The organism is Streptantibioticus parmotrematis (genome assembly GCF_019890615.1).
GTDB classification, from domain to species: domain Bacteria; phylum Actinomycetota; class Actinomycetes; order Streptomycetales; family Streptomycetaceae; genus Streptantibioticus_D; species Streptantibioticus_D parmotrematis.
Genome location: NZ_JAINVZ010000001.1, coordinates 546,709 through 565,525, shown reverse-complemented (window position 1 = coordinate 565,525; position 18,817 = coordinate 546,709). Strand labels below are relative to the sequence as shown.

The window sequence follows — 18,817 nt, the reverse complement described above, 5'->3', positions numbered from 1 at the left end:
CGGTTGGCTCGAATTCGTCGCGGTGTCCCATTCCCGACGGTCGCCTCGGGCCGCCGCCGGGCCGGGCGGCGGCGTGCGAACCCGTCGGCGCGGGGACGTGCACGTGTGGGTGCGAGGACGCACGCGTGCGGGTCAGGACACACGCGTGCGGATTAAGGTGGCTGCGTTCCTGATCCGCACGCGTACCGGTCAGGAACGCAGCCACCTGATCGTGGCGTGGGCGGCCCGGCCGATGGCCTGGTCGGCGGCGGGCTGGCGGGTCGCCGTGGAGGCGGTGCGCAGGAACACGCCGACCGCGTAGCGTCTGCCGTCCGGGCAGGTCACCACGCCGGCCTCGTTGCGCACCGCGAACTCGGTGCCGGTCTTTCCGGCCACCGTCATCTCAGGACCGAAGCCCGCGGACAGCCGGTGCTGCCACACCTGTTGGGCCATCAAGGACCGCACTTCGGTACAGGCCTCGACGGGCGCCGCCTCGTCCCGCCAGATCGCCCGCAGCAACGTGGTGACCTCGCGTGGTGTCGCGGACGGAGCGCGCGCCGGGTCGTGTGTGCTCAGCGCGAGCAGGTCCGCCTCGGTGACGTGGTCGAGCTGGTCGTCGATCGAGCTGCCCGGGGCCAGGCCCAGGTCGCGGCGGATGTCGTCGTCGAGGGACCGGCAGGACCGTACGCCGAAGCCGGGCAGGCCCAGCGCCCGCAGGGTGGCGCGGACGCGGTCCTGTCCGACGACGTCGAGCAGCAGGTCGGTGGCCGCGTTGTCGCTGATCGTCATCATCATGAACGCCAGGTCGCGCACGCTCATCTCCACGTCGTTCCCGCATCCCGCGGTGGCGCTCCCGCCCATGCGGTGGTCGGCGGTGACGGTGCGTCGGGCGGCACGGTCCAGTTCCCCGGTGGCCGCCTGGCGGGCGTACTCCAGGGCGATGGGGATCTTGAAGACGGAGGCGAGGACGACGGGGGTGTCCGCCCGGTGGCCCACTTCTGTTCCGTCGGTCAGGTCCAGGGCGTGGACGAAGCCTTCCGCGCGGGCGTCGGCGAAGATCCGCTCCAGCTGGTGGTCGAGGCCGGACGACGTGACGGCGGCGGGCGCGGTGACGTGGGGGCGCCAGGCGGGTGCGGGCGTTGCGCGCAGGTGCTCGACGGCGCACCGCGCGGCCCGGGTGATCGCCTGATCGGCGCGCGGCTGGCGGCCGTGCAGCGCCGGGGTGCGCAGGAACACGGCGACGGCGTAACGGCCGCCGTCGGGGAACTCCACGACCGCGGCCTCGTTGAGGACGCCCCACAGTGAGCCGTTCTTGGCCGACACCGTCACGCCGTCCTCGAACGCGGCGACCAGCCGGTGCTGGGAGAGCTGATGGCGCATCAGTTCACGGACTTCGGCGCACGCCTGCGGCGTTCCGGCCTCGTCGTGCCAGATCGCGGCGAGCATGCCGGTGACCTGCCGCGGGGTGGCGAAGCCCGTCCGGGTGGGGTCGAGCATCGCCAGGTCCCGTATGCGCTCGTCACCGACTTCGGCGAGTTGCGCGTCGAGGTCCCCCTCGGGGTCGATGCCCAGCTCCTCCCAGACCGGATCCCACAGTTCGCGCCACCGTCCCACCGGCAGGTCGGGACACCCCACGTCACGGGCGGCGGTCCGGACGGCCTGCGTGCCGACGATCTCCATCAGCTTGTCGGTGGCCGCGTTGTCGCTCATGGAAAGCATGAAGAACGCGAGGTCACGGGTGCTCATGCCCACGTCGTGCAGGCAGGAGTCGGTGCCGATGCCGCCGCCCTCGCGGTTGGCGTCGGTGACCGTGTGGCGGGCGGAGCGGTCCAGCTGTCCGGACGCGGCCCGGCGCGCGTACGCCAGGGCGACGGGGATCTTCCTGAGGGAGGCGACGATGACCCGCTCGTCCGCGCGCAGGCCGATCTCCGCGCCGGTGTCGAGGTCGCGGGCATGGACGAAGCCCTCGACGCCCGCGTCGTCGAAGATCTGCCGGAGGGCCGCGATCGTCTGCTGGGCGGACGGTGGTGCGCAAGAGGTCATGGCGGTTCCGATCGCGATGAGGGTCAGCGGACTCTGGGGGTGGCGCGGCCGCTGTGGTGCAGGTACGAGACGCCGTCCGGGCGGGCCTCGAACACCACGGGCTGCCACTGGTCGTCCTCGTGCTCGCGGGCGAGGAACGCGGTGCTGGTGAACGGGACCAGATCCAGGGTGCGGGGCCGTGCGAGGCCGGCCAGCAGGCCGGTGGGCTCCGCGCACAGCCGTAGTCCGGCCTCGTGGGCGGTGACGGTGATCCTGCTCCCGGCCCTCTCGTACACGCCGGTGAACGGCCCGGGGTCGACGTCGACGGGTTCGCCAGGAGGAGCCGGAGGAGCCGGGACGCGGATGCCGTGCAGGGCGGCCACCAGCTCGCCGATCACGGCGCGTTGGAACTCGGCGGAGCGGCCCCCGTTGACCGCCACCGTGGCGACCGTGCCCGGTTCCGGCAGCACCCACAAGGCCGCGTGCTGGCCGATGGTGTCACCGGTGTGCGCGGCGACGAGGTGGCCGTCCCACTCGTCCAGGCTCCAGCCGATCCCCCACCAGCGCGCGTCGTCGTACGGGTTGGGCAGTTCGGCCTGCGGTACGCGCAACGCGGCAGGGTCGGCCAGCAGCGCGCCCGGTGTCAGATGGGCGCGGCCGAAGGCCACCACGTCCGCGGGCCGGGCGCAGACCAGCCCGGCGGGACCGACGGACCGGGGCAGTCCCCAGCGGTCCACCGGCACACCGTCCTCGGTGTGACCGATCGCGGCGCCGAAGGACAGGACGTCCTCGGGCAGGGTGCGGGTGTGCGTCAGGCCGAGGGGGCGGCAGATCCGGTCCCGCAGTGCCGCGTCCCAGGTCAGTCCGGTGAGGTGTTCGACGACCCGGCCCGCGATGACGAACCCGGAGTTGCAGTACGAGTGGGACGCGCCGACGGGGAAGACCTGCTCCAGACCGGCGCAGGCGGCCACGTAGGACGCCAGGCAGTCGTCACCGCGTCCGGTGTCGAGGAACAGGTCACCGTCCATGCCGGACGTGTGGGTGAGCAGGTGCCGCATCGTGATCGTCGTGGTCGCCTCCGCGTCCCGCACCCGGAAGCCGGGCAGCACGTCGACCAGCCGGTCGTCGAGCGCCAACTCCCCCTGCTCGACCAGCAGCATGATCTGCGTGGCGGTCCACACCTTGGTGACCGAACCGATCTGGAAGAGCGAATCCGGTTGTACGGGCGCGCCGGTCGCGGTGTTGAGCACGCCGGTCACCGCGGTGTGGACCCGGTCCGCGTGCCAGAAGGCGAGGCTCGCGCCCGGCACGGCGTACTGCTGCGCCAGGGCTGACAGGCGGGCCGTCCAGTGGGCGGGGTGGGCGGTCACGGAGTCCTCGTTTCCGGAGGTGAGGGGCGGTGCGATGCCGGGGGCCGCCGAGCGGTTTCCGCACCCTATGCGGTGCGTCCCGGTCGTGGTTGGTGCCCGACGACGAACAGCACACCTGCCGCTTGGCCCGCCGGACGACCCGCGCGCCGCGTGGCGTGTCTAGGGTGATCGCCGACCCATGACGAGGAGACCGCGCTGATGCCGCTCATCGACCGTGACGACACCACCTTGGTGGTCATCGACGTGCAGACCGACTTCTATCCGCCGCGGCGGCTGGACGTGGACCGGCTGCGATACCACGAGATGGTGCAGCGCGTCGCCTGGCTCACCGCCGTCGCCGACCGCCTCGGCGTTCCCGTCGTCGTCACGGAGGAGGACCCCGCGGGCAACGGCCGCACGGAACCGGCCATCGCCGACCGCCTTCCCGCCAAGGCCGTGACGCTGCCCAAGAACGCCTTCGCCGTCTGGGACAACCCGGACATCGCGGACGCCATCGAGGCCACCGGGCGCACGACCATGGTGCTGGTCGGCCTGGAGACCGACATCTGCGTCGCGCACTCGGCGATCAGGCTCCACGACGCGGGCAGGCGGGTGGCCGTGGTGGACGACGCGACGTTCTCCCCGGGACCGGCCCACGACCGGGGACTGCGCCGCCTGGCCAGAGCGGGCATCGAGACGCTGTCCACCAAGGAACTCTTCTACGACTGGATCCGCACCGACGAGCGCGCCAACGCCTTCCACGACGCCCACCGCGACCTGCCGGTGCCGCCGGGCGTGCGGCTGTAGCACCGGCGGCACCCGGTCACCGACCGCGGTCTCGGTCACCTCACGGGTGACCGAGACCGCGGCTCATCGCTGCCCGGGCCCGCCAACCCCCGTGTCCATCAACCGCAGTTGGAGCATCGCGGAGAACCGCTGCGCCGGGTCGTCCAGGTCCAGCCGGCTCACCTCCGCGACGCGGCGGATGCGGTAGCGGAAGGTGTTGGGGTGCACGAAGACGCGCGCGGACGCCTCGATCACGTCGCCGAACGCGTCCAGCCACGCCCGCAGCGTGGCCACCAACTGGGCGTTGTGCTTCGCGTCGTACGCCACCAGACGCGCGATGGGCGCCGACAGCTCGTCGCCGTGCGCCCGTGCGAGATCGCGCATCTCCAGCAGCAGGGCGTCCACGTGCACGTCCGCGATGGACGCCACCCTGCGCTCGCCCGGCCCGGCGAACAGCACCCGCAGCACGCGGTCGGCGTTCGCGCGCGACCGCGCCAGGGCGGTGGGCTCCGGCGCGACCGACCCCACGCCCACCACCGCTCCCTGCCGCCCGCCCGTGCGGTGCAGGAAGTCCTGGCCGAGCTGCACGGCCCGCTCCCTGGCCGCGGCCGGGTCACCGGCGGCCGGCACGATCGCGTACGCCACGTCCCCCAGCAGCGCCACCGCCGAACGGGGCTGGACCGCGGTCAGGTGCACCGCCAGGGCACTGGTCAACTGCTGCCGTTCGGCGGTCAGCAGCGCGTGGTCGGCGGTGGTCGCGCCGGTCACGCCGAGCGCGACCACCAGTGCGGGCTCGTCGGCCAGGTCGAGGCGGCGCAGGGCGTCGGCGGCACCGGCACCGCCTTCCAGCGCGGTCGCCACCAGATCGGCGCGCAACCGGTTCTCCGCGTCCGTCCCCGCGCGCACCCGCAGCATGTGCAGGGCGACGAGCTTGGCAGTCTCCTTGAACGCGGCCTCCCGTTCCGGAGTCAGCGGTCGGGCCACCGCCGCCCACATCGATCCCAGGATCTCGTCACCGGCCCGCACCGCGACCGCCACCCGGGGCAGCGCGGTCTCCCCCTCGCTGAGGGTCGCCGGCGCGATGTGCACCGGATCGGCGCTGCGGTAGAGCTCCTTGAAGACGCCGCGGCCCTCCAGGATGCGCACGTATCCCTCGGGCACCTGCCGCGCCAGGATCGTCGCCACGCGCGAGGCGTCCGCCTCGTCCTGTCGCCCCGAGAACGCCAGGATGCGCTGGCGCCGGTCCTCGATGGTGATCGGCGCGTCCAGCAGCGTCGAGACGGCGTTGGCCAGTGCGAACAGATCGCCCGACGGCACCCCGCCCAGCGTCTGCCGGTCCCCCTCCGCCTCCCCGACGTCGCCCTCCGACAGCAGCGTCCGCAGCATCGCGGCCAGTTGCGCCCACGAGGCCCCGCGTGTCAGCGCGAGCAGCGCGACTCCCGTCTCGGCCGCCACCAGCCCCAGCTGCTCGGCCTCCGCCACCGGACCACGTACGACGAGCGCCGCGACACTCTGCGCCCCGAGCTGCCGCAGCAGTTGTTCGATGTCCGCGCGGGAGCGGGCCGACACGGCGAGCACGATCGCGTGCGCGGGGAAGACCTGCTCGTCGTACGGGTCGTGGATCGCCACCCCGCCGATCTCCGGCACCGCGTCCACGTCGCCGTGCAGCAGGTCCAGCAGGGTCCGTCCGAAGTCCTCCAGCACCCGGCCGAGACTGCGTGCGGGATACGTCGACATGTGCGCGATCATCTCCGCAGGCTAGGTCGGCGCCTGTGCCGCCGGTTCGTATCCGGGCACGAGAATACGTCGACGTTCCGTCGTATCGCACCAATGATGGCGGCAGCTGCCCCCGTCTGACCAGGGCTGCTCAGGCGGGCAGGCGTCCCATTCTGACCAGGGCCGCGTCGACGAGCGCGTCGGTCGAGTCCAGCACCGGCAGCACGCGCATGGCCGCGCCGCTGACCAGCGGGATCTCCGTGCAGGCGGCCACGGCCACCTCCGCTCCCTGCCGGCGCAGCTCCCGGGTGGCGTCGGCGATCAACTCGGCGGCGACGCCCAGGTCGCCACCGCCCTTGACGAGGCCGATCGCAGCGTCCACGCAGTCGCGCTGCACGTCCGCGCGGACCTGGACGACCTCGACCGCCGCAGGCGCCGCCCGCTCGTACAACCGTGCCGCCCGGGTGCCGTTCGTGGCCAGTACGCCGACCCCGCCCCCGCCGACCGCGAGCCGGACCGCCTCGCGCATGGCGGCGCCCACCATGTCCAGGACCTCCACCCCGGCGGCCTTGGCGACCGGCGCGATGAACGCGTGAGCGGTGTTGCAGGGCACGGCCACGACGGTCGCCCCGGCCCGCCGCAACCGCCGCGCCCCCTCCACCAGCGCGGGCAACGGCGAGGGCGCGCGCTCCACGAGCGCGGCCGTCCGGTCCGGCACGCCGGGATCCGCCCAGATGACCACGGGAAGGTGCTCCTGGTCCCGGGTGGCGGGCGTGCGCTCCACCAGCCGCCGGTAGAAGTCGGCAGTGGCCAAGGGCCCCATCCCGCCCAGGATCCCGAGCACGTGGGCGCGTCCTGCGCGAGCCCCGTCCGCACGCACCACGTTCGCTCCTCCGCACGCCGTTGAAGCCTCAGCGTGGGCCAGAGTGCCCCGCGACCGACGACGAAGCCTTGTCCGTGTTCCCCAAAGTCCCGTTCCTCGTTGGGATGCGGCGACAAGTGGGTCCCGTCGGCGCCGCATCCGCTACGGTCGGCTCGGCACGTCGATGCGGAACCTCAAGCGGCAGATGACGACGTCGGTGTAGCGGCGGATCGCGCGGTCCAGGACGGCGCCACGCTGGTTCTGGAGCAGGCGCTGCCACGGGCGCGGCAGGTGCATCTCCGGGATCAGCACGACGACCCGGTCGTGGGTGTCCTCGGCGACGACCGCGCGCAGGTGGTCGCCGACCGGACGGGTCAGCGAGCGGGTCCTGCTGGTCAGAACGGTCAGCGGCACGTCAGGGTGCCAGGCCCGCCACGCGTCGGCCAGTAGCCGGGACGCCGTCTCGTCCTGATCGTCGGGATGGACCACGGTCACCGCGCGGACCTCGTCGCCGAGGGAGAGCGCGGCGCCGATCGCCTCGCGGGTGAGCAGGTTGACCGCGCCCACCGGCACGATCACCAGCGAGCGGCGCTGTTCCGGCGGCTGCGGGACCTCGCCCAGGTGCAGCCCGGCCCCGATGCGCCGGTACGTGGCGTTGACCGTCTCGAACAGGGCCACCAGAACGGCGACCGCGAGGAACACCAACCAGGCGCCCTCGGTGAACTTGGCCACCAGTTCGATGGTCAGCGCCACGGCCGTCAGCGCTGCTCCCAGCCCGTTGAGCAGGGCGCGGCCGCGCCAGCCGGTTCCGCGTTCGATCCGCCAGTGCCGCACCATGCCGAGTTGGGAGATGGTGAAGCCGATGAAGACCCCGATGGCGAAGAACGGCACGAGCGCCTGGGTGTCGCCCTGGGCCGCGACCAGCAGGACCAGGGCGGTCGCCGCCAGCACGACCACTCCGTGCCGGTAGACCTGCCGGTCGGCGCGCAGCGCGAAGACGTGGGGAAGGTTGTTGTCCCGGGCGAGCAGTGAGGTGAGGACCGGCATGCCTCCGAAGGAGGTGTTCGCGGCCAGCGCGAGCAACACCATGGTGGCGAACTGCACCACGTAGAAGGCGGTGTTGTGGCCGAGGGCGGCGTCCGTCAGCTGTGCCAGCACGGTCTTGGTGCCATTCGGGGCGACGTGGAACTTCCCGATGAGCAGGGAGAGGCCGATCAGCATCGCGCCCAGCAGCGCGCCGAGGGCGATCTCGGTCCGCTGGGCGCGGCGCACCCGGGGAGTGCGGAAAGTGGGCACGGCGTTGGCGATCGCCTCGACCCCGGTCAGCGCGGAGCAGCCGGAGGCGAAGGCGCGCAGCAGCAACAGCACCGCGACCCCGGAGGCGCCTGACGCCGACGGGTGCGTGGGCGCGACCGCGGGGTGGGCGCGTACCAGGCCGATCAGGATCACCGCGAAGACGGAGACGACGAAGACCACGGTCGGCGCGATCATCACCTTCGCCGACTCCGCGACCCCGTAGAGGTTGACCCCGGTGATCAGCGCGAGCACGACCACGCACAGCCACACGCGGTCCGCGTACAGGGACGGGAAGGCCGAGGTGAGCGCGGCGACGCCGGCCGAGACGGAGACGGCGACGTTGAGCACGTAGTCGATGACCAGGGAGGCGGCCGCGACCAGGCTCACCCGCCGTCCCAGGTGTCGGCCGGCCACCGCGTAGGCGCCTCCGCCTCCGGGGAAGGCGGCGATCACCTGCCGGTACGAGAAGGTGAGCGCGGCCAGCAGGACCACGATCGCCAACGTCACCGGCAAGGTGAAGCCGAGCCCGGCGCTTCCGGCCGCGGCGAGCACCACGACGATCGCCTCCGGCCCGTAGGCCACCGAGGCGAGCGCGTCGAGGGACAGAGCTGCGAGGCCCTGCGGCACCGTCAGCCGGTCGCGTTCACCCGACGCGGACACGCCGTCCGCGCCGCCGCTGGTATGGCTCTCGTTCGCGGACACTCTGTGCACCTCGTGTCGTCCAGATCTGATCAGGTCCGGCCCACGGGGTGGGAAGGTACCCCCGGGCCAGGTGTGCCGGGACGATGAACACGGTCGGAGACGGCCGCAGCGCCCGGCACCGGTATCCAAACGCCGCCGCCCCCGCTGCACGCACCACTGTTGGCACGTTCCTGACGCGCCTTCGGGCGGGCCTGACGCGATCTTGACGTGCCGGGATCGTGATCGCGCTTCGCCGGCCCCACGGCGGCAGGGTGGGGGCCACCGACGCCGACGGCCTTTCGGCGACCGCGAGGGTGCAGCCGGGTGACGCGGCCGTGGGCTCCCGGCCGCGTCCTGGGCGACAAGTCCCGGCCAGCAGTGCTTCCTCGGGTGACAAGCGAGCGCGTCCTTGCCCGGCCGGTGGCCGATTCAGTGCCAGTCGTCACCACACTCCAGTTCCATCCAGACCCGGCGGCCCGTCACGCGCACGTCGACGCTGGTCGAACGGTGGTCGAGCAGCCAGCCGATGCGGCGGGTGCCTGATCCTGCCGCGTCCAGGCGCCAGCCGTGACGGGCGGTCAGCCACTCCCGCAGCGCTGCCGCGGTCGCCTCGGCGGGCTGTCCTTGCGGTCCGGTGACGGAGAGCAGACGGGAACAGACCTCGCTGCCGCACGCTTGCGGTCCCGTACCCGAGTCGGAGGCCACTGCGTAGCCGGTCGGAAGCGGGAGCACCAGGTCAGTGGACGGCATCCGGGCGTCCCGTAGCCCGAAGAAGAGGTAGTAGGGAGTGAACAGCAACAGCACTGTCGCCAGGTATCCGCACAGCACCACGGTGGCGGAACGGGCCCGGTCACTCGGCGGCCTGCGTCCGCGCAACCTCCGTTCGGCAAGTACGCCGACACCGATCATCACAGCGACCAGTGGCGCGTAGCCCACTATCGACTCGGCCCGCGGACGCTGCGGCAGCAGCCCGCTGAGCTCCGAGCCGAGCAGCGCGGCGGCCACCAGCAGCACCACGCCCACTCCCACCGCGACAGCCCGGGTCCGGGCAAGGGCAGCCCAGCACACGGGTGGAACGCCGACCAGCACGACTTCGGCAAGGATCCGGACCACCCGGCAGCTCCTCAGGCTTGGTGAAGGCTCCTCGAGTACGTGCGGACCGTCCCTCGGGCCCATTTCATGGTCGAAAAGCGCAGCCTGATCATTCCACTCCCTGTCGGCGCCCGGTGTGACCAGCCCCTCACAGGCCGAGGAGCCCGCGCGGCGGCCGAAGCGGGCCGCGTAGGCATCGCCTCGGGCCGACGCTGTTCGATGCGCGCGTCAACGCCGCGCCCTGTCCGTCCAGTTCTCGCGCCGCACGCGCTTCCGGTGAAGAACCGCCGAAAAGGCGGGATTCCCGTGCCGGACGTGGTCTCGGTCGGGTGAGTTCTGCTGCCTGGCGGCACCGGGACGGGTAGGTCGGCACAGCATGGCAGGTGACGTGGTGTCAGGAGGCTGGAAGTGAAGGCGAAGACGGGTTGTGTGATGGCGGCGGTGGCCGTGACGGGCATGACGCTCGCGGGCTGCCATGCCTCAGGATCGGATGCGAAGTCCCCCGCGGCGGCCGGTCCCCCAGGGCGCGCGGTGACCGCGCTGGCCCGCCTGCGGGTGTGGCCGGCGGCGGCGATCGGCGCCTACGACCACAGCAAGGACTTCGGGCCGGCCTGGAGCGACGACACCGGCGCGCCCGGCGGGCACAACGGCCTCGACATCCGCGACGGCATCCTGCGCCGGGACCTGACCGGTGTCCGGCTGGACGACCACGGCCGGGTCGTCTCCGGGACACTGCACGACCCCTACACCGGGCGCATCATCCGCTTCACCCTGGGCCCGCAGACCACGGACGCCATCCAGGTCGACCACCTGGCCGAGTTGGGCGAGGTGTGGACCACCGGCGCCGCCAACCTTCCCCAGGACCAGCGCGAGCAGTTGGCCAACGACCCGCTGAACCTGGAAGCGGTCGACGGGCCGACCAAGGACGACAAGGGCGACAGCGACGCCTCCCACTGGCTGCCGCCCGCCACCGGCTACCGCTGCGAATACGTCGCCCGGCAGATCGCCGTCAAAACCAAGTACCGGCTGTGGGTGACACCCGCGGAGCAGCGCGCCATGGACACGGTGCTGGCCTCCTGTCCCGGCCAGCCCCTGCCCACGGAGAGCAGCCCCGACGTCAGGCTCACCAGCTGAAGGACCCGGGCCGGGCCTGAAGCAGCGTCGGCCTCGGCGGTACCACGGCGGGCCGGCGATCCCACCTGCCTCGCCGGCCGGGGCCTTGTCGGTTCAGTGGTGGTGGGACCTGGGCTCATCGCGGCGGCGGGTGGCGTGGAGGGAGCCGAGGAGGTCGAGGGCCCGGGCACTGGGACTGCCTGGTTCGGCGTGGTAGATGACGAGTTGCTGGCCTGGCGCGTCACGGACGTCGAACGCCTGGTAGGTGAGGGTGAGGCGGCCGACATCGGGGTGGACGAGTTGCTTGGCGTCCCGGGTCTTGCCCCGCACGATGTGGGCGTGCCACAGGCGGGTGAAGTGCGTGCTGTGCTCGGTGAGGGTGCCGACGAGTTCGCACAGCCGTGGGTTGTCCGGGTCGTAGCCGACCGCTTCGCGGAGGTTGGCCACGGCTGCCTGGGCGGCGCGATCCCAGTCCCCGTAGAAGTGGCGGCCCGCGGGGTCGAGGAAAGTCATGCGGGCCAGGTTGTCCGTCGGTTCGAACGGTGCGTAGAGGGCGTCGGCCAGCGCGTTGGTGGCGAGGAGGTCCAGAGTGCGGCTCATGACGAACGCCGGTGTGTTCGGATAGCCGTCCATCAACTGGCGCAGCGCGGGGCTGACGCTCTCGGGGGCGTGTACGGCGGGTCGGCCGCTCGGTACGACACCGGCGAGCCGGTGCAGGTGCGCTCGGGCATCCGCGTCGAGGTGCAGGGCACCGCTGAGCGCTTCGAGTACCCGGGCTGAGGGGTTGCGCTCGCGCCCTTGTTCCAGGCGGGTGTAGTAGTCGGCGTTCACTCCGGCCAGGACGGCGACCTCCTCGCGGCGCAGGCCGGGGACTCTGCGGGTTCCGTGGCTCGCCATACCGACGTCTTGCGGCGCCAGGGCGGCACGGCGTGTGCGCAGGAAGTCCCCGAGGTGGTTGTCGTCCATAGGACCAGGCTATGTGGCCACTCCGGCGCGTTGCCTGGGTGTGCCGCACCCAGGCAACGCCCGTCCTGGTCGATGGCCGCTGTCCCGCCCAGACTCGGTGGGACGGGAAGGACCGCACCGCATCGAGCGAGGAGAGGAATCCGCCATGCACGAGACCGCTGAGGGCGGCCAGGTCGACGTGGTCGGGATGTGGGTGACCGCCGACGGTCACATCCGCCAGGAACTGCTGCCGGACGGCCGCTACGACGAAGCCCGCGGTGAGCGGCGCAGCGCGTACACGGGCCGGTACACGGTGACCGGCAGCCACCTGGACTACGTCGACGACACCGGGTTCACGGCGACGGGTGACATCCGGGACGGAGTGCTCTACCACGAGCACCTCGTGCTCTATCGGGAACAGCAGGCGCCGTGACGCCACCAAGCCCCCACTGCCCGCCACTCACGTCTTCCAGGGAACGCACCATGGCATCTGCATCTCCGTCCGACGACATCCCCGAGTTCACCGAAAAGGTCGCCCTCGTCACCGGGGCCGCGAGCGGCGTGGGCAGGGAAACGGTGGCGCTGCTCAACGCCCGCGGTGCCCGCGTCGTCGCCGTCGACCTGCGCCCCGACATCGAGACCCTGCCGGAGGAGTTCCCCGCCGTCGTCGCGATGAGGGGCGACATCACACAGGAGGAAACCGCCCTCCGTGCCGTGCGGTTGGCCGTGGACACCTTCGGCGGGCTGGACATCCTGGTGAACAACGCCGGACGCACCGTGAACAAGTCCGTCACGGACACCACCGCCGAGGAGTGGGACGCCGTGATGGCGGTCAACGTCCGCGGCTCCTTCTTCTGCGCACGTGAGGCGTTCCGGGCCATGAAGGCCCGCGGCGGCGGAGCCATCGTGAGCACCGGCTCCTACACCTGCACCGTGGCGCTGCCCGAAGGCGCCGCCTACAGCGCGTCCAAAGGCGCTCTGGCCCAGCTCACCAAGGTGCTCGCCGTCGAAGGCGGGCCACTGGGCATCCGCGCCAACGTCGTCGCCGCCGGCGTCGTCGAGACCGACTTCCTCGACACGATCCGTTCCGACAGCCGTGCGTACCTGGCGTCCTTCGCCGACGCGCAGCCGCTGGGCCGTGTGGCGCGGCCCGAAGAGATCGCCGAGGTCCTGTGTTTCCTCGTCTCACCGCGTTCCAGCTTCATCACGGGCGCGGTGGTCGCCGCTGACGGAGGCTTCACCGCGGTCTAGCGTCCAGCAGCGCGGGGGCCCTTGCCGTGGCGGGCGGCCGGCGGCGTGGCCGGGCTCGGTCTTCGGGCGCCGACTGCGGCACCGGTGAAGGGGATTCCGCCTGAGGTCGGTTGTCACTTCCATGGTGTACAAAAGTCACCCGCACGGATTTCCGGAACCGAGTGCTCGACCGGGCGATCGACCCTCGTCCCGTGACGCCCGGAGCCGAGCGGAGATCGTGCGCGAAGGGGGAGCCGCCAGTGGTCGATGCTCAGGGCCGCCCGGAGGGGCGGGGCGGAAGGGTGCCGTTCGTCGGCAGGTCCGACGAGGCCGGTCTGCTGGACTCGGCGCTGGAGCGGATCCGGGAGGGCGGCCCGGCGGTCGTCGACCTCACGGGCGACGCCGGTATCGGCAAGAGCCGGCTGCTGAGCGAGTTCTGCGCGCGGGCCCGCGGCCGTGGGGTGACGGTGCTGTGCGGGCAGGCCACGGAGTACGAGCGGCACAGCCCGTTGCGGCCGTTCGCCGATGCCCTCGCCGACCTCACGCCCGAGGTGACGCGGCGTCACCCGGTGCTGGAGCGGCTGCCCGCGGTGCTGCGCGGCGGCGCCGAGCCGACCGCCGCGCCGGCTGCCGCCGACCGGTTCGGGCTGTACCGGGCCACCGCGGCCGCGCTGGGAGGACTCGGTCCCGACGGTCTCGTGATGGTGCTGGACGATCTGCACTGGGCGGACGCGGCGTCGCTGGAGCTGGTCGACCACCTGGTCCGTCATCGCGTGCCCGCTCCGTTCCTCCTGGTCCTCGCACGCCGGGACCGGCAGACGCCGACAGCGCTCACCGCCACGCTCACCCGGGGTGTGGACAGCGGAGCCGTCCTGCGGATCGCTCTGGGTCCCCTGGCCGAGCGCGACTGCGTCGAGGGACTGGCCGGCCATCTTCCGCCGCCGCGGGCCTGCGCGCTGTTCGAGGCGAGCAACGGCAATCCGCTGTATTTCCTCGCCCTCCTCCAAGCGCACCGCGACACCGGCCCGCTGCCGCAGCCTGGCTTCCCGGCGGCGGTCGGGGCGGTGTCCGGTGAGCCGGACGGCCTGCCGACCGGGCTCGCAGCGCTGCTCCTGGACGAGCTCGCGCCCCTGAGCGCCACGTGCCGGGCAGCCGTCGAAGCCGCCTGTGTGCTCGGCGATCGCGCCACGCCCGAGCTGATCGGCAGGCTGACCGGCGTCGGCCCCGAGGAGACCCTCGACGCGCTGCGCGAGCTGATGCGGCGGGACCTCCTGCGGACGGGGCACGGCGGGCGGCGGCTGACACCGCGCCATCCGCTGATCCGGGCACTGGTCCACGAGAGCATCGATCCCTGGCTGCGCGAGGAGTTGCACCGCCGGGCGGCCGCCGGACTCGCCGCCGACGGGGCCTCCGCCGCCGAACAGGCGCACCACGTCGAGCAGTCGGTCACCCGCTGGGACCCGCGGGCCGCCGCCGTACTCGTCACGGCCGCCGAGCAGAGCGCCGGGACCGCTCCGGCGGCCGCCGCCCACTGGCTCCAGGTCGTCCTGCGGATGCTCCCCGACACATCCGAACACCTCGTCACCCGGCGCGAGTTGACGCTCCGCAGGGCCCGCGCGCTCGGAGTGGGCGGCGGTCTGACGGAGAGCCGGGACCTGCTGCGCGAGGTGCTGGAGACGACCGCCGACGACGGCTACGACGACACCCGCGCCCGCACGGTCACCCTGCTCGCCCGGATGGAGCGCCTGCTCGGGCGGCACCGGCAGGCCGAGGCGCTGCTCCGCCGTGAGCCGGCGCGCAGCCCCGGGCCGTCACCGTCGCAGGCGGTCAAGATCACCCTGGAGCTGTGCTCCTGCGTCATATCCGCTGCCCGTTTCCCCGAGGTCCGGGCCGACGTCGACGAGGTCCTGGCGGCCGCACGCACCGCGGACGACCGGATCGGCGAAGTGGGCGCCCTGACGCTGCGGGCGCTGGGCGAGGCCTACGAGGGCGACATGCTCACCGCTCGCGCCTTCGCCACCACGGCGGCCGCGCGGATCGAGTCGCTGAGCGACACCGACCTCGCCGAACTGTGCGAATCGCTGTGGTCGTTGGGCTGGACCGAGGCGTTCCTGGAGGACTACGCCGGCGCTGCCGGCCACCTCGATCAGGGGCTGGAGATCGCCCGGCGCACCGGCCAGGTGTATCTGGTGCCCCAGTTCCTGACGGCGCGGGCCTACGTCGACCTGTGCGGCTGCCGTGTCGCCTCCGCGTTGCGGCTGGTCGACGAGGCGGAGCCGATCGTGCGCGCCCTGGGCAGCGGCGACCTGCTCGCCTTCACGCTGGCGTTCCAGTCGCAGATCCTGCTCCAGGCTCGCCCGCCGGGACGTCAGAGTCCTCTGGCCGTCGCCGAGGAGGCGGTGGCCGCGGCGGGTGGCGGCGACAGCTGGTTCGCGAACCTGGCCTGGTGCATGCTCGCTTACGCCGCGCTCGACGCGGACGACCCGGTCCGGGCCTCGGACCTCCTGCTGCGTGCGGGGGGCGGGCGTGGTCTGCACCGGTTGCAGCCTTCGGTGCGCCCCAACTCCCTCGAGGCGCTGACCCGCGCGGCCCTGGCTGTGGGCGACGGCGAGGCCGCCGTTCGCTGGGCCGGGCTCGCCCACCGGGAGGGGGAGCGGCTCGGTCTGCCGGCCCAGCGGGGTGCGGGGCTGCGCGGCCTCGCCATGGTCGCCGCGCATCAGGGCGAATCGGCCGAGGCCGCCCGGCTGTTCGGGGCGGCGGCGACGCAGAGCGCCCGGTCCGGGGCGACACTCCGCGAGGCGCAGTCGTTGCTTCTCGCCGCCCCGCACACGCAGGCCGCGGGTGACCGCGCTCGCGCGGCGGAGATGTGGCACTGGGGATCGCACCTGGCTTCGGCGGGAGGGGCGCGCCTTCTCGTCGATCTGGCCGAACGCGTCCGCCCGGTGGTGTTCGGGGCGCCTGGCGAACCGGCCCACGAACTGGCCGCGCTGACCACCCGCGAGCGGGAGATCGCCGTGCTGGTCGCGGAGGGGCTCACCAGCGCGATGATCGCCGCCAAGCTCTTCCTCAGCCCGCGCACCATCGAGTCCCATATCGCCCGGATCTACCGTAAGACCGGGGTCTCCTCCCGCGCGGCGCTGGCTTCCGTGGTCACCCGCAGCGGGGCTCGGGACCCCGCTCGCCCTCCCGCGCACCGGCCCGACTCCCCGGCCCCGCGCGGGGCCGGGGACCTGCGGGACACGAGTCGGCCCGCCGACGGGGCGGCGCGCCGACTGGTCGGGCGGGAGAGCGAAGTCGACTCGCTGATCGGGGCGTTGGCCGGGCTGAGGTCGGGGCGAGGGCGGGCTGTCGCACTGGTCGGGGAGCCGGGTATCGGCAAGAGTTCGCTCCTGTGGGCGGCCACCGCGCGCGCCCGGTCCGAGGGGATACCGGTGCTCGCCGCGCGTGGGCGCCACACCACGCTGCCGACCCCGGCGAACGGTTCCGGTGGACGGGGCACGTCGGTCGGGCTGGACGTCCGCGACGTCGGGGAGTCCGCCGTCGGCCACACCGCTGTCGTGACGGCGGTGGACGACGTGCACCAGATCGCCGACGACCGGATCGCGGACGTCAGCGGGCTGATAGAAGCGACCGCCGCCGGTCCGGTGCTCTGCCTGCTGGCTTACCGGCAGCGCCAGTTGTCGCCCCCGCTCGCGGCGGCGCTCTCGCGCGCCGTGTCCGCCGGGCTGCTGGAGGTGTGGAACCTGGGGCCGCTGTCCGAGGAACAGTCCCGCGAGCTGCTCGGGGACCTGCCGCACCTGGAGGAGGTGCACCGCGAGGCCAAGGGCAATCCGCAGTACCTCCAGGTGATGGCCGCCGACGACGAGAGCGTGGGTGATGCCGGTACGGCGGTGCTCGGCGAACTCGCCGACCTCGATGCCACGGCCGTGGCCGTGGTCCAGGTCGCGGCGGTCCTCGGTGGGACGTTCCACCCGGACCTGCTCGCCGCCGTCGCGGACCTGGAACCTGACACCGCCATGGCCTGCCTGGACACCCTGACCCGGCTCGACCTCGTCCGCCCGGCGCACCCGTCACCGCACCTGTCGCTGCGTCACCCGGCGATCGGCAAGGTCGTCCACAGCAGGCTCGAACCCGGTCGCCGTACGGCCCTGCACCTTCGAGCCGAGGCCGAGCTCGCCCGGCGGACGGCACCCATCGCCGAACGGGCCCGCCACATCGCGCGCGCGGCCGACCCGCACCGGCCCGACCACGCGACGACGCTGATCGCGGCGGCCCGCGGCCTGCTCCACCCCTCCCCCGCCGTCGCGGCGGGCTACCTGCGGGTCGCGCTGTCGCTGCTCCGGGAGGGCGGGGCGCACTGGTACGAAGCGCAGGTGCTGCTCGCCCGGAGCCGTCTGCTGACCGGGGACGCGGCCGAGGGCCAGGCCCTCCTCGGGGCGCTGCGGTCGGAGATGGCCGACGGGCCGCCGGACGACCCGACCGCGCTCGCCGACTCCAGCCGGATCGAACGGCACCTCGGCCGGTACACCGAGGCGGGTGCCCTCGCCCGCGCGGGACTCGCCGCGTTGACCGACAGCGACTCGGCCACCGCCACGGCGCTCCATGTGGAGCTGGCCGACTACGCCTACGACGTGCAGGACTATCCGACGTCCCGGCAGCACGCCGAGACGGCGGCGGCTCTCGCGCGTGGCCACCGTGACCGGGTCAGCGAGGCCAACGCCCTGGCCAAGGCGGCGCTCGCCCACTTGTTCACCGGGGACCACGAGAGGGCGTCGGCGATCGCGGCGCGCGCCGCCGAACTCCTCGACGCCGTCGCCGACGCGACGCTCACCACCAACCTGGAAGCCGTGCACCAACTGGGCACCACGGAAGGGGTGCTGGGACGGTTCCTCGATGCCGAACGCCACCTCTCCCGCGGTGTGGCCCTGTCCCGGCGCACCGGGCAGACCTACGTCCACCAGCAGATCCTGGTGGTCCTCGCCAACGTCCGACTGCGTTTCGGGAACCTGAACGGTGCCCTGGCGACGCTGGACGAAATCGACCGTCATGCCGGTCAGGTGAACAATCCCGCGACGGAGGCCATCCTCTGGATGGTGCGTGCCGAGGCGCTGTTGTGGCGTGGCGGCCCCGGCGACCCGCAGGACGCGACCGCGACGGCCGAACGCGCCGCGGCCGTCGCCGAGGGCGCCCCGACCGCGTGGGCGATCTCGGTGCGCTGCTTCCACGCCGAGTCCGTCCTCAACAGCGGTGATCCGGCTCGCGCCGGGCGCCTCCTTCTGGACGCCGCGGGCGGAGGCGAGCTGCCGAAGCTCACCACCTGGCGCAGACCCCGCTGGTGCGACGCCCTGGCGCAGTCCGCGATCACCACCGGGGACTCCGCTTCGGCCGAGCGCTGGGCACGGCTGGCCGAAGCGGGCTGCGAGCAGCATCCCACCCCGGGGCTGAGGGGCTTCGCGCTGCGCGCGCGCATGCGTGTCCACGCCGACCGCGGGGACGTCGACCGCGCGTTGGGACGCGCCCGGGACGCGCTCACCGCGTTCTCCGACAGCGGTGAGCGCATCGAGCTGGGCCGCACCCTGCTCGCGGCGGCCACGTTGTCCCTGGACGCGGGCCGGACCGACGGCGTGCGCGGCTGGCTGGAGTGGGGTGAACTCCTGGCGGACAAGTGCGGCTCGGCACGCCTGGCCGCCGACCTGCGCGCGCAGCGAGACCGCCTCGCCGCGCGGGACCGGGCGGCGCCGTGAGC

12 protein-coding genes are annotated in these 18,817 nt (G+C 73.1%); 5 read left to right on the top strand and 7 right to left on the bottom strand.

The window, feature by feature from the left end; genetic code table 11:
* Positions 1 to 189: 189 nt before the first annotated feature.
* A complete protein-coding gene (locus tag K7472_RS32400; protein ID WP_252394922.1) occupies positions 190 to 2,022 on the bottom strand; it encodes a serine hydrolase in 1,833 nt (610 codons plus the stop codon).
* 23 nt (positions 2,023 to 2,045) lie between these two features.
* Positions 2,046 to 3,371 (bottom strand): serine hydrolase domain-containing protein, encoded by a 1,326-nt coding sequence (locus K7472_RS02405; protein WP_222973407.1) that lies wholly within the window; start codon positions 3,369 to 3,371, stop codon positions 2,046 to 2,048.
* A gap of 198 nt (positions 3,372 to 3,569) precedes the next feature.
* Here K7472_RS02405 and K7472_RS02400 point away from each other — a divergent pair, with 198 nt between their 5' ends.
* Complete coding sequence (locus tag K7472_RS02400; RefSeq protein ID WP_222973405.1) at positions 3,570 to 4,157, top strand: isochorismatase family protein; 588 nt, start codon at positions 3,570 to 3,572, stop codon at positions 4,155 to 4,157.
* Positions 4,158 to 4,220: 63 nt separating this feature from the next.
* Here the strand turns inward: K7472_RS02400 and K7472_RS02395 are convergent, their stop codons facing one another.
* The 4 genes from K7472_RS02395 to K7472_RS02380 form a co-directional block, all read right to left on the bottom strand.
* Positions 4,221 to 5,885: a PucR family transcriptional regulator gene (locus K7472_RS02395; RefSeq protein WP_308013731.1), complete on the bottom strand. Its 1,665-nt coding sequence runs from the start codon at positions 5,883 to 5,885 to the stop codon at positions 4,221 to 4,223.
* Between the two features lie 118 nt (positions 5,886 to 6,003).
* Positions 6,004 to 6,696 (bottom strand): cysteate racemase, encoded by a 693-nt coding sequence (cuyB, locus tag K7472_RS02390; protein WP_308013743.1) that lies wholly within the window; start codon positions 6,694 to 6,696, stop codon positions 6,004 to 6,006.
* 180 nt (positions 6,697 to 6,876) lie between these two features.
* Complete coding sequence (locus tag K7472_RS02385; RefSeq protein WP_222973402.1) at positions 6,877 to 8,712, bottom strand: APC family permease; 1,836 nt, start codon at positions 8,710 to 8,712, stop codon at positions 6,877 to 6,879.
* Between the two features lie 408 nt (positions 8,713 to 9,120).
* On the bottom strand, positions 9,121 to 9,804 hold the full coding sequence (locus tag K7472_RS02380) for a hypothetical protein (RefSeq protein WP_222973401.1): 684 nt from the start codon (positions 9,802 to 9,804) through the stop codon (positions 9,121 to 9,123).
* A gap of 387 nt (positions 9,805 to 10,191) precedes the next feature.
* On the opposite strand from K7472_RS02380, the gene K7472_RS02375 reads away from it, so the two are divergent.
* Positions 10,192 to 10,917: an HNH endonuclease family protein gene (locus K7472_RS02375; RefSeq protein ID WP_308013730.1), complete on the top strand. Its 726-nt coding sequence runs from the start codon at positions 10,192 to 10,194 to the stop codon at positions 10,915 to 10,917.
* Positions 10,918 to 11,010: 93 nt separating this feature from the next.
* Here K7472_RS02375 and K7472_RS02370 read toward each other — a convergent pair whose 3' ends face one another.
* Positions 11,011 to 11,862 carry a helix-turn-helix domain-containing protein gene (locus K7472_RS02370; RefSeq protein WP_222973400.1) on the bottom strand — a complete coding sequence of 284 codons (852 nt, stop codon included), beginning with the start codon at positions 11,860 to 11,862 and terminating at the stop codon, positions 11,011 to 11,013.
* Positions 11,863 to 12,007: 145 nt separating this feature from the next.
* On the opposite strand from K7472_RS02370, the gene K7472_RS02365 reads away from it, so the two are divergent.
* The 3 genes from K7472_RS02365 to K7472_RS02355 all read left to right on the top strand — a co-directional run bounded on the left by K7472_RS02365 (position 12,008) and on the right by K7472_RS02355 (position 18,815).
* Positions 12,008 to 12,274 carry an Atu4866 domain-containing protein gene (locus K7472_RS02365; protein ID WP_222973399.1) on the top strand — a complete coding sequence of 89 codons (267 nt, stop codon included), beginning with the start codon at positions 12,008 to 12,010 and terminating at the stop codon, positions 12,272 to 12,274.
* Between the two features lie 50 nt (positions 12,275 to 12,324).
* Positions 12,325 to 13,092: an SDR family NAD(P)-dependent oxidoreductase gene (locus K7472_RS02360; RefSeq protein WP_222973398.1), complete on the top strand. Its 768-nt coding sequence runs from the start codon at positions 12,325 to 12,327 to the stop codon at positions 13,090 to 13,092.
* Positions 13,093 to 13,331: 239 nt separating this feature from the next.
* The gene (locus K7472_RS02355; RefSeq protein ID WP_222973396.1) at positions 13,332 to 18,815 is read left to right on the top strand and encodes an AAA family ATPase; all 5,484 of its coding nucleotides are present in this window, start codon (positions 13,332 to 13,334) and stop codon (positions 18,813 to 18,815) included.
* Positions 18,816 to 18,817: the final 2 nt, after the last annotated feature.